Source organism: Streptantibioticus silvisoli, assembly GCF_027947535.2.
Lineage (GTDB): Bacteria > Actinomycetota > Actinomycetes > Streptomycetales > Streptomycetaceae > Streptantibioticus_C > Streptantibioticus_C silvisoli.
Map to the genome: position 1 here is coordinate 40,736 of NZ_JAAGKO020000026.1, position 11,531 is coordinate 52,266.

Here is an 11,531-nt window from a genome sequence, read left to right on the forward strand (position 1 = left end):
GGCGGACATTCGTATGACTGGTCGCGGGTGCACAATGTTGAACCGGCGCCTACCGTTCCGCGGCGGTGCCGTGCAGGCTGGCAGACGACGCACCCAGGACACGGCCACGGAAGGCGACATGACGACTACGGTGCAGGACGACGACACGCGCAGCGACGCGGAGAGCGGGCAGGCGGACGGCCTGTTCGGCGCGGGCCGGGGCTACGCGATCCTGCTGGTGATCTGCGGCGCCCTGGGCCTGCTGGCCGCCTGGATCATCACCATCGACGAGTTCCACCTGTACCAGAACCCGTCCTACGTCCCCGGGTGCAGCATCAACCCGATCATCTCCTGCGGCAACATCATGAAGAGCGCGCAGGCCAAGGTCTTCGGCTTCCCCAATCCGATGATGGGCCTGGTCGCCTACCCGGTGGAGATCGGCGTCGGCATGGCCCTGCTGGGCGGCGCCCGGTTCCGCCCGTGGTTCTGGCGGGGGCTCCAGGCCGGCACGCTGCTCGGCACGATCTTCGTCACCTGGCTCCAGTTCGAGTCGCTCTACAGCATCGGCTCGCTGTGCCCGTGGTGCATGGTCGCCTGGGTCGGCACGATCACCGCGTTCTGGTACACGCTGGTCCACAACGTCCGCACCCGCGTCATCCCGGCCCCGACGGCGGTACGCAACCTGCTGCTGGAGTTCCACTGGGCGGTCCTGGTGCTGTGGTTCGGTGTGATCATCATGCTGATCCTGATCCGCTGGTGGTCCTACTGGTCGACGCTCATCTGACCCGGCCGTTCCACGACGGGCCGCCCGGCCGACCGCCGGGCGGCCCGTTCGCGTTCGCGGCGGGCCGTCGCCGGTACGCACGCGGCAGGTCGGGGCCGTTACTACGTACGGGGCGTGCCGGGGCCGTTACGCACGCGGCGGGCCGCGTTGTCGGTGCGGTGATCTAGGCTTCGACCCGTGGAGCCCGACCTGTTCACCGCCGCCGCCGAGGAACGCCAGGAGCGCGAACCCGGCGGCAGCCCGCTCGCCGTGCGGATGCGTCCGCGTACCCTCGACGACGTCGTGGGCCAGGGCCATCTGCTCGGCCCCGGCTCCCCGCTGCGCCGGCTGGTCGGTGAGGGCGCCGGCGGTCCGGCGGGCCCGGCCTCCGTCATCCTGTGGGGCCCGCCCGGCACCGGCAAGACCACGCTGGCCTACGTCGTCAGCCACGCCACCAAGCGGCGGTTCGTGGAGCTGTCGGCCATCACCGCCGGCGTCAAGGAGGTCCGCGCGGTCATCGAGAGCGCGCGGCGCGAGTCGGGCGCCTACGGCCGCGAGACGCTGCTGTTCCTCGACGAGATCCACCGCTTCAGCAAGGCCCAGCAGGACTCGCTGCTGCCCGCGGTGGAGAACCGCTGGGTCACCCTGATCGCGGCCACCACCGAGAACCCGTACTTCTCCATCATCTCGCCGCTGCTGTCCCGGTCGCTGCTGCTGACCCTGGAGGCGCTCACCGAGGACGACATCCGCGGTCTGCTGCACCGGGCGCTGGCCGACCCGCGCGGGCTGGACGGCGCGGTGGAACTGGCCGACGACGCCGAGGCGCACCTGCTGCGGATCGCCGGCGGGGACGCGCGCCGGGCGCTGACCGCGCTGGAGGCCGGCGCGGGCTCGGCGCTGGCCCAGGGCGAGGAGCGCCTGACGCTGGCCGCCCTGGAGGCCGCGGTCGACCGCGCGGCGGTGCGGTACGACAAGGACGGCGACCAGCACTACGACGTGGCCAGCGCGCTGATCAAGTCCATCCGCGGCTCCGACGTCGACGCCGCGCTGCACTACCTGGCCCGGATGGTGGAGGCCGGTGAGGACCCGCGGTTCATCGCGCGGCGCCTGATGATCTCCGCCAGCGAGGACATCGGCATGGCCGATCCGCAGGCGCTGCCGCTCGCGGTGGCCGCCGCGCAGGCGGTGGCGATGATCGGCTTCCCGGAGGCGGCGATCACCCTGTCCCACGCGGTGATCGCGCTGGCACTGGCCCCCAAGTCCAACGCGGCGGTCACCGCGATCACCGAGGCGACGGCCGACGTCCGCAAGGGCCTGGCCGGCCCGGTCCCGCCGCACCTGCGCGACGCGCACTACCAGGGCGCCGGCAAGCTCGGCCACGGCTCGGGCTACCAGTACCCGCACGACCTGCCCGGCGCGATCGCCGCCCAGCAGTACGCCCCGGACGCCGTCCACGGCAAGCGGTACTACCACCCCACCCGCTACGGCGCCGAGGCCCGCTACGCCGACGTGGTCGAACGCGTCCGGGAACGGCTGGCGGGGGAGTAGGGGCGCGGGCGCGTGGGGGGCGATCGGCTGCGGGGGCCGATCGCTCCGGGGGAACCGGCTGCCCGCCGCGTCCAGCTACGGCCGCCGTGCCCGGCGCCCGCTCCGGCTGCCCGCCGCAACCGCGTCCCCGCCGCGCCCGTACCTTCCCCGGCCGTCGGCTGCGGGGGGACGCCCGCTCCGGCTGCCCGCCGCAACCCGCGCCCCCGCCGCGCCCGCACCCTCCCCGGCCACCCGCCACCCCGCCGCGCCCGGCCCTCGCCCGGCCCTCGCCCGGTCCACCTCCGTTCCGCGCCCGGTCCGCGTTCGGCCGCGCCCGCGTCCCCGCCGTCCCGCCCCCTCAGCCCTGACCGGCGGCCTCGCGGGCCTGGCCGAACAGCGCGTGCAGGGCGTGGCGCAGTCCCGCCACGCCGTCCACCGGGGCGGGGAAGGCGAAGCGGGCGTCGAAGGTGCCGCCGGTGCCGGTGCCGGTGAAGCGGACCCGCAGGCCGCCGCGGTCCAGGGCCACCGGCACCGCGGCGCCGGGGCCGGTGCGGGCGTCGGCGCAGCCGGCCAGCGCGCCGAGCCGGGTCACCTCGTCGCCGTGGGCCGCGGCCAGATGCTGGAGCAGTTCCGCCTCGTGCGCGGCCAGCGGGTCGGGGGCCGCCCCGGCGGACTCGGGCGGGGCGGGGGGGGGGGGCGCCCCCCCACAGGTCGTCGACCGACATCCCGCCGGCCTCCAGCCGCAGCCAGCCGCCGTCCGCCCGCTCCCGGCACGGGGTCAGCCAGCCGGCCACCGAGGCCCGGCCGCGGATCCGGGCCGCCACCGCGACCGGCGCCACGTCCGTGATCTCCAGCACGCCGGCCAGTTCGCCGTCGTGCGCGCGGGCCGCCGCGCGGACCGCGGGGGAGCCGGCCGGCAGCCGCAGCAGCACGTCGCCGGCCGGGTCCACGGCCCGTTCCAGCGGCACCATCAGGTAGGGGTCCGCGCTGTTCAGGCCGGGAATGACCAGCACGGACGACGAGTTGCCCTCCACGAGGGTTCGCACGCGCCCGGCCGCCGCCGGCGGTCCGGACGCGGGGTCTTCCCCGGGACGCGGCCGGTGGTCCGCGCGCCGGCGACCGGCCGCCCGCACGGTGTGGTCGCTGCCGGACGGCATGGGGTTCCCGGGTCGAAGCATGCGATCTCCTCCGCTAAGGTAAGCCTTACCTAACTTACATGGAGGTCCGGAGAACGTGAACCAGTCGCGTCCCAAGGTCAAGAAGTCGCGCGCGCTCGGCATCGCGCTGACCCCCAAGGCCGTCAAGTACTTCGAGGCCCGTCCCTACCCGCCGGGCGAGCACGGCCGCGGCCGCAAGCAGAGCAGTGACTACAAGGTCCGGCTGCTGGAGAAGCAGCGGCTGCGCGCCCAGTACGACATCAGCGAGACCCAGATGCGCCGGGCCTACGACCGCGCGTCCAAGGCCGGCGGCAAGACCGGCGAGGCGCTCATCGTCGAGCTGGAGCGCCGGCTCGACGCGCTCGTGCTGCGCTCCGGACTGGCCCGCACCGTCTACCAGTCCCGGCAGATGGTCGTGCACGGCCACATCGAGGTCAACGGCCGCAAGGTCGACCGGCCTTCCTTCCGGGTCCGCCCCGACGACGTGGTGGCGGTGCGCGAACGCTCCCGCGACAAGACCCCGTTCCAGGTCGCCAGGGCCGGCGGCTGGGCCGGCGCGGGCGAGACCCCGCGCTACCTCCAGGTCAACCTCGACGCGCTGGCGTTCCGGCTGGACCGCGCGCCCAACCGCCGCGAGGTGCCGGTCATCTGCGACGAGCAGCTCGTCGTCGAGTACTACGCCCGCTGATCGCGCGCCGGCCGGCCGTCGCCGGCCCCGCCCGTGCTCGCGGCCCCGCCCGCGCTCCCGGCACCGCCGACATCCGGCGGTGCCGGTCCGCGTTCCGGGCCCCGCCGCGCCGGTCCGGGACGCCCGGACGCCCGGCCGCGCGCCGCACCGCGCCGCGCGGGTAACTCGGTACGAGGAGCCACCCCGGGCGCGATAGGGTCGGACACCTCCCGCCCGCGTGTTGCCGGACCGCACCGCGAGCGGTCCACGACCGACGTGACCCTAGGAGCCAGCAGTGTCCGGTGGAGAGGTGGCCGGCCTCATCGTGGCCGTCTTCTGGGCGATCCTCGTGTCCTTCCTCGCCGTCGTGCTGGTCAGACTCGCGCAGACGCTGCGCCGGGCCACCGAACTCGTCGCCGGCGTCACCGAACAGGCCGTACCGCTGCTCGGTGAGGCCACCGCCGCCGTCCGCGCCGCGCACGCCCAGCTCGACCGGGTCGACACCATCACCGCCGACGTGCAGGAAGTCACCGCCAACGCCTCCGCGCTGGCCGGCACCGTCGCCACCACCTTCGGCGGCCCGCTGGTGAAGGTCGCCGCCTTCGGCTACGGAGTGCGCCGCGCGATGGGCCGCCCGGCCCCCGGTGAGGCGCCCGCCGCCCGCGACGGCGCCGGCCGGGTGAGCCGCACGGTGATCGCCGGGGCCGCGCGGGCCGGCGGCCGGCGCGGATTCCGCCGTACCCGAGGGAAGGGCTGACCGACATGTTCCGCCGTCTTTTCTGGTTCGCCGCCGGCGCGTCCACCGGAGTGTGGGCCACGGTCAAGGTGAACCGGGCGGTCCGCCGCCTGACCCCCGGGGGCCTCGCCGCCACCGCGGCCGACCGGGCCACCGAACTCGGCGCCCGCGCCCGGCGGTTCGCCCTCGACGTCCGCACCGGCATGACCGAGCGCGAGGCCGAACTCGGCGAGGCGCTCGGCATCGAACCGGCCGCCGGCCCCGCCCAACTGCCCGGGCAGCGACCGCAGATCGCCGTCACGCGACACCCGCACAACCAGTCGTACAACCAGAAAGAGGGCCACTGATGGAGTCGGCAGAAATCCGCAGGCGCTGGCTGCGCTTCTTCGAGGAGCGCGGGCACACGGTCGTGCCGTCCGCGTCGCTCATCGCGGACGACCCGACCCTGTTGCTGGTCAACGCGGGCATGGTGCCGTTCAAGCCGTACTTCCTCGGTGAGGTCAAGCCGCCCGCCCCGCGCGCCACCAGCGTGCAGAAGTGCGTGCGCACCCCCGACATCGAAGAGGTCGGCAAGACCACCCGGCACGGCACGTTCTTCCAGATGTGCGGCAACTTCTCCTTCGGCGACTACTTCAAGGAAGGCGCCGCGAAGTTCGCCTGGGAGCTGCTCACCTCCGCGCAGGACGACGGCGGTTACGGCCTCGACCCCGAGAAGCTGTGGATCACCGTCTACGAGGACGACGACGAGGCCGAGACCATCTGGCGCGACCAGGTCGGCGTCCCGGCCGAGCGCATCCAGCGGCTGGGCAAGAAGGACAACTTCTGGTCCATGGGCGTACCCGGCCCCTGCGGCCCGTGCTCGGAGATCAACTACGACCGGGGCCCGTCCTTCGGCGCCGAGGGCGGCCCGGCCGTCAACGACGAGCGCTACGTGGAGATCTGGAACCTGGTCTTCATGCAGTACGAGCGCGGCGCCGGCGACGGCAAGGAGGACTTCCCGATCCTGGGGGACCTGCCCGCCAAGAACATCGACACCGGCCTCGGCCTCGAACGCCTCGCGATGATCCTGCAGGGCGTGCGGAACATGTACGAGACCGACACCCTGCGGGTCGTCATCGACAAGGCCACCGAGCTGACCGGCGTCCGCTACGGGCAGGCCCACGAGTCCGACGTGTCGCTGCGGGTGGTCTCCGACCACATCCGCACCTCCGTCATGCTGATCGGCGACGGCGTCACCCCCGGCAACGAGGGCCGCGGCTACGTGCTGCGCCGCATCATGCGCCGCGCCATCCGCAACATGCGGATGCTGGGCGCCACCGGTGAGGTCGTCGCCGAGCTGGTCGGCGTGGTGCTCGCCACGATGGGGCAGCAGTACCCCGAGCTGCTGACCGACCGCAAGCGGATCGAGACGGTCGCCCTCGGTGAGGAGGCCGCCTTCCTCAAGACCCTCAAGACCGGCACCAACATCCTGGACACCGCTGTCAGCGACACCAAGGCGGCCGGTTCCGGCGTGCTCGCCGGCGACAAGGCGTTCCTGCTGCACGACACCTGGGGCTTCCCCATCGACCTCACCCTGGAGATGGCCTCCGAGCAGGGCCTGAGCGTCGACGAGGAGGGCTTCCGGCGCCTGATGCGCGAGCAGCGCGACCGCGCCAAGGCCGACGCCCGCGCCAAGAAGCAGGGCCACGCCGACCTGTCCGCCTACCGCGAGGTCGCCGACAACGCCGGCAGCACCGTCTTCACCGGCTACACCGACGACCGCACCGAGTCCACCGTGGTGGGCCTGCTGGTCGACGGCCTGCCCGCCCCGGCCGCCAGCGAGGGCGACGAGGTCGAGGTCGTACTGGACCGCACCCCGTTCTACGCCGAGGGCGGCGGCCAGCTCGCCGACGCCGGCCGCATCCGGCTGGACAGCGGCGCGGTCATCGAGATCCGCGACGTGCAGAAGCCGGTGCCCGGCGTCTACGTGCACAAGGGCGTCGTCCAGGTCGGCGAAGTCACCCTCGGCGCCACCGCGCACGCCGCGATCGACCTGGTGCGCCGCCGGGCCATCGCCCGCGCCCACTCCGCCACCCACCTCACCCACCAGGCGCTGCGCGACGCCCTGGGCCCCACCGCCGCCCAGGCCGGCTCGGAGAACTCCCCCGGCCGCTTCCGCTTCGACTTCGGCTCGCCCGCCGCCGTCCCCGGCGCCGTGCTGTCCGACGTGGAGCAGAAGATCAACGAGGTGCTGGCCCGCGAACTCGACGTCACCGCCGAGGTGCTGCCGATCGCCGAGGCCAAACGGCAGGGCGCCATCGCGGAGTTCGGCGAGAAGTACGGCGAGCACGTGCGCGTCGTCACCATCGGCGACTTCTCCAAGGAGCTGTGCGGCGGCACCCACGTCGCCAACACCGCCCAGCTCGGCCTGGTCAAGCTGCTCGGCGAGTCCTCCATCGGCTCCGGCGTCCGCCGGGTCGAGGCGCTGGTCGGCGTGGACGCCTACAAGTTCCTCGCCCGCGAGCACACCCTGGTCTCCCAGATCACCGACCTGGTCAAGGGCCGCCCCGAGGAGCTGCCGGAGCGCATCTCCGGGGTGCTGGGCCGGCTGCGCGAGGCGGAGAAGGAGATCGAGCGGTTCCGCGCCGAGAAGGTGCTGGCCGCCGCCGGCGGTCTCGCCGACGGCGCCGAGGACGTCAAGGGCGTCGCCCTGGTCACCGGCCAGGTCCCGGACGGCACCGGCGCCGACGACCTGCGCAAGCTGGTCCTCGACGTCCGCCAGCGGGTCGGCGGCGCCGGCCGGGCCGCCGTCGTCGCCCTGTTCACCGTGGCCGGCGGCCGTCCGCTGACCGTCGTCGCCACCAACGAGGCCGCCCGCGAACGCGGCGTCAAGGCCGGCGAGCTGGTCCGCGCCGCCGCCAAGACCCTCGGCGGCGGCGGCGGTGGCAAGGACGACGTCGCCCAGGGCGGCGGCAGCAACCCGGACGCCGTCGGCGAGGCCGTCGAGGCCGTCCGCCGGCTGGTCGCCGACAAGGCCTGACCGCCCGCAGCACGACCCCGGTACCGGGGGCCGCCCCGCGCGGCCCCCGGCACCGGGTCACCGGGCGGCCGCCGCGCGGCCCCTGCACCGCCCAGTGGCACGCACCGCCCAGCACACGCACCGCCCAGCACACGCACCGTCAGCAAGCCGCGCCGCCCAGCAAGCCGCCGCCCAGCAGAGCCGCACCGCCCAGCAGAGCCGCACCGTCAGCAGGGCGCACCGCCCGGTACAGCGCACCGCCCGGTACAGCGCACCGTCAGCACAGCGCGCCGGAACCACGAGAGGACCCCGCCATGCGACGCGGCCGCCGTATCGCCGTCGACGTCGGCCAGGCCCGGATCGGGGTCGCCTCCTGCGACCCCGACGGCCTGCTCGCCACCCCGGTGGAGACCGTTCCCGCCAAGGACGCCCCGGCCGCCCGGCGCCGGATCAGGGCCATCGTCGAGGAGTACGAGCCCATCGAGGTCGTCGTCGGCCTGCCGCGCTCGCTCAGCGGCAACGAGGGCCCGGCCGCCGCCAAGGCCCGCGCCTTCGCCGCCGATGTGGCGAAGATCATCGCTCCGCTGCCGGTGCGGCTGGTCGACGAACGCATGTCCACCGTCACCGCCACCCACGGCCTGCGCGCCTCCGGCGTCAACTCCCGCAAGGGGCGGGCCGTTGTGGACCAGGCGGCCGCCGTGGTCATCCTGCAGAGCGCCCTGGAGACCGAACGCGTCTCCGGCCGCCCGCCCGGCGAGACCGTCGAAGTGGCCATCTGATCGCGGTACGGTAACGTTCCGCGCCGGAAGAGGCGGCGCCCCACCGGCCGCGCGGCCCCGCCGACCGTAACCGCCCCGCGTTCCCAGGAGTCCCATGACCGACTACGGGCCCGGCCACGGCAATGGGTGGCAACCCGAGCCATGGCACCCTGACGACCCGCTCTTCGGGGACCAGGGCTGGGACGGCGGTCAGCAGCAGCACCAGCAGCAGCAACACCCGCAGCAGCACCAGCAGACCGAGGGCTGGGACCCGTACGCCCAGCAGCAGGGCTGGTCCAACGGGCCGGAACCGCAGGGCTACCCGGCCGGCCAGGAACAGCAGGGGTATCCGGCGCAGCAGTACCCGCAGGCCCAGGTGCCGCAGCAGGGCTACCCCGACCCCGGCTACCCGCAGGGCTACCCGGCCGCCCCGGACCCCTACCTCGACGGCACCGGCCAGCAGCAGTGGCAGGGCGGCCAGGGCTACCCCGACCAGACCTACGGCTGGGACGTCCAGGCCCAGCAGCCCCAACCGGGGTACGACACCGGCCAGTTCACCACCGGCTACGGCCAGGGCTACGGCAACGACGTCTACGCCCCGGACGGCTACGGCGGCGACCCCTACGGCAACAACGCGTACGCCACCGGGCAGTTCACCGCCTACGACACCGGCACCGCGACCGGCTGGGACACCGCCGCCGGTTACGACCAGACGGCCGCCCCGCCCGTCCAGGCCCCGGCACCGGTGCCCGAGCAGCGCACGCCGCCGGCCGCCACCGCGCCGCCCGCGCCGCCGGTGCCGCGCAAGCCCGTCGAGGCCGTACCCGACGAGGACTGGAACCCGTTCGGCGAGGAGGACGCCGAGGAGAACCACCCGTTCTTCACCCGCGGCTCCGACGCCGACGACGCGGACGAGGAGTACGAACGCCGCCGCCCGCGTGATGACGACGACGATGACGACGACCGTCCCCGCGCCGCCAAGGGCCGCACCAAGGGCAAGGGCGGCAAGGGCAAGGACAAGCGCGGCGGCACCAAACGCCGCAGCGGCTGCGCCTGCCTGGCGGTCGTCGTGGTCCTGGGCGGCGGGGTCGCCGGGGGCGGGTACGCCGCGTACACCTACTACCGCAACCACATCATGCCGCCGCCGGACTGGGCCGGCACCGGAACCGGCACCGTGCAGGTCAGCGTCCCGGACTCCTCCACCCTCGCCCGCATCGGCAACATCCTCAAGCAGCAGGGCGTGGTCCGCAGCGTCGACGCCTTCACCAAGGCGGCCGGCGACAACCCCAAGGCGGCCGGCATCCAGGGCGGCATCTACCTGCTGCACCGGCACATGTCCGCCGCCGACGCGGTCGCCATGATGCTCGACCCCACCGCGCAGAGCGCCGTGATCATCCACGAGGGCTGGCGGGCGGTGCAGATCTACGCCGCGCTCGACAAGCAGCTGGGCCTGAAGAGCGGCAGCACCCTGGCGACGGCCAAGGCCACCAACCTCGGCCTGCCGTCCTGGTACCACGGCAAGAACGCCGAGGGCTTCCTCTTCCCGTCCAAGTACAGCGCCGCCAAGGGCAGCAAGGCCGGCGCGATACTCCAGCAGATGGTCCAGCGCGCCGACGCGGAGTTCACCGCCGACGGGCTCACCGCGCAGGCCGCCAGGATCGGCAAGTCGCCCTACCAGATCCTGGTCATCGCCAGCCTCATCCAGGCCGAGGCCCAGCAGCCGCAGGACTTCGGCAAGGTCTCCCGGGTCATCTACAACCGCCTCCAGCAGAACATGGCCCTCGGCTTCGACTCCACCATCAACTACGCCAAGGGCCGCTCCACCCTCGACACCACCGACGCCGACACCCAGTACGCCTCCCCGTACAACACCTACCTGCACAAGGGCCTGCCGCCCGGGCCGATCGACAACCCCGGGCACGAGGCGATCGAGGCGGCGCTGCACCCCACCGCCGGCCAGTGGCTGTACTTCGTCACCGTCAAGCCCGGCGACACCCGGTTCGCGGTGACCGCGGCCCAGCACCAGCACAACGTCGACCTGTTCAACGAGTACCAGCGGGAGCACGGCGGCTGATGACCACCACCCCCCAGCGGCGCGCGGCGGTCCTCGGCTCGCCCATCGCCCACTCGCTCTCCCCGGCGCTGCACCGCGCCGCCTACACCGCCCTCGGCCTGACCGGCTGGAGCTACGGACGGCACGAGGTCGACGAGGCCGCGCTGCCCGCCTTCATCGACCGGCTGCGCACCGAACCGGCGGCCGGCTGGGCGGGCCTGTCGCTGACCATGCCGCTCAAACGCGCCGTCATCCCGCTGCTGGACCGGGTCGGCGCGCCGGCCGCGGCCGTCCAGGCGGTCAACACCGTCGTGGTCGCCGCCGACGGCACCCTGGACGGCACCAACACCGACATCCCCGGCCTGGTCAACGCCCTGCGCGACAGCGGCGTCACCCGCGTCCCGTCCGCCGCGGTGCTCGGCGCCGGCGCCACCGCCTCCTCCGCGCTCGCCGCCCTGGCCGGCCTGTGCGACGGGGACGTCACCATCTACGTCCGCGGCCCGGCCCGCGCCGCCGAGATGCGCGCCTGGGGCGAGCGGCTCGGCGTCCCGGTGGTCGTCGCCCCCTGGGAGCGGGCCGCGCGGGCCCTCGACGCGCCGCTGGTGATCGCCACCACCCCGGCCGGCGCCACCGACGCGCTCGCCGCCGCCGTCCCCGCCGCGCCCGGCACGCTGTTCGACGTGCTCTACGAACCGTGGCCCACCGCGCTGGCCGCCGCCTGGGCCGCCCGCGGCGGTGCCGTCCTCGGCGGCCTGGACCTGCTGGTGCACCAGGCGGTGCTCCAGGTGGAGCTGATGACCGGCCGCGTTCCCGGCCCGCTGGCGGCGATGCGCGCGGCCGGGCTGGCCGCGTCGGCGGCCCGCTGACCGGCAAGGTCGAGTCCGATCACTGGA

At 74.3% G+C, this 11,531-nt stretch carries 10 protein-coding genes; 9 read left to right on the top strand and 1 reads right to left on the bottom strand.

The features are described from left to right. The first annotated feature begins 118 nt into the window (after positions 1 to 118). On the top strand, positions 119 to 763 hold the full coding sequence (locus POF43_RS18465) for a vitamin K epoxide reductase family protein (protein ID WP_271313617.1): 645 nt from the start codon (positions 119 to 121) through the stop codon (positions 761 to 763). 177 nt (positions 764 to 940) lie between these two features. Continuing rightward, on the top strand, positions 941 to 2,290 hold the full coding sequence (locus POF43_RS18470) for a replication-associated recombination protein A (RefSeq protein WP_271313618.1): 1,350 nt from the start codon (positions 941 to 943) through the stop codon (positions 2,288 to 2,290). Positions 2,291 to 2,627: 337 nt separating this feature from the next. Here POF43_RS18470 and POF43_RS35155 read toward each other — a convergent pair whose 3' ends face one another. Further along, the gene (locus POF43_RS35155) at positions 2,628 to 2,861 is read right to left on the bottom strand and encodes a DUF2470 domain-containing protein (RefSeq protein WP_372516067.1); all 234 of its coding nucleotides are present in this window, start codon (positions 2,859 to 2,861) and stop codon (positions 2,628 to 2,630) included. A 641-nt stretch (positions 2,862 to 3,502) separates the two neighbouring features. On the opposite strand from POF43_RS35155, the gene rpsD reads away from it, so the two are divergent. The 7 genes from rpsD to POF43_RS18510 all read left to right on the top strand — a co-directional run bounded on the left by rpsD (position 3,503) and on the right by POF43_RS18510 (position 11,504). Next, positions 3,503 to 4,114, top strand: a complete 612-nt coding sequence (gene rpsD / locus POF43_RS18480) for a 30S ribosomal protein S4 (RefSeq protein WP_271314758.1) — start codon at positions 3,503 to 3,505, stop codon at positions 4,112 to 4,114. A gap of 274 nt (positions 4,115 to 4,388) precedes the next feature. Then, the gene (locus POF43_RS18485; protein WP_271314759.1) at positions 4,389 to 4,850 is read left to right on the top strand and encodes a DUF948 domain-containing protein; all 462 of its coding nucleotides are present in this window, start codon (positions 4,389 to 4,391) and stop codon (positions 4,848 to 4,850) included. Between the two features lie 5 nt (positions 4,851 to 4,855). Continuing rightward, the gene (locus POF43_RS18490) at positions 4,856 to 5,176 is read left to right on the top strand and encodes a DUF6167 family protein (protein ID WP_271314760.1); all 321 of its coding nucleotides are present in this window, start codon (positions 4,856 to 4,858) and stop codon (positions 5,174 to 5,176) included. After that, on the top strand, positions 5,176 to 7,848 hold the full coding sequence (gene alaS / locus POF43_RS18495) for an alanine--tRNA ligase (RefSeq protein WP_271323546.1): 2,673 nt from the start codon (positions 5,176 to 5,178) through the stop codon (positions 7,846 to 7,848). The genes POF43_RS18490 and alaS overlap by 1 nt, the downstream gene beginning before the upstream one ends. A gap of 293 nt (positions 7,849 to 8,141) precedes the next feature. Beyond that, positions 8,142 to 8,606: a Holliday junction resolvase RuvX gene (gene ruvX, locus POF43_RS18500; RefSeq protein ID WP_271314762.1), complete on the top strand. Its 465-nt coding sequence runs from the start codon at positions 8,142 to 8,144 to the stop codon at positions 8,604 to 8,606. A 94-nt stretch (positions 8,607 to 8,700) separates the two neighbouring features. After that, positions 8,701 to 10,659, top strand: coding sequence for an endolytic transglycosylase MltG (mltG, locus tag POF43_RS18505; protein ID WP_271323547.1), 1,959 nt, complete (start codon positions 8,701 to 8,703; stop codon positions 10,657 to 10,659). Then, complete coding sequence (locus POF43_RS18510) at positions 10,659 to 11,504, top strand: shikimate dehydrogenase (RefSeq protein ID WP_271323548.1); 846 nt, start codon at positions 10,659 to 10,661, stop codon at positions 11,502 to 11,504. The genes mltG and POF43_RS18510 overlap by 1 nt, the downstream gene beginning before the upstream one ends. Positions 11,505 to 11,531 lie beyond the last annotated feature (27 nt).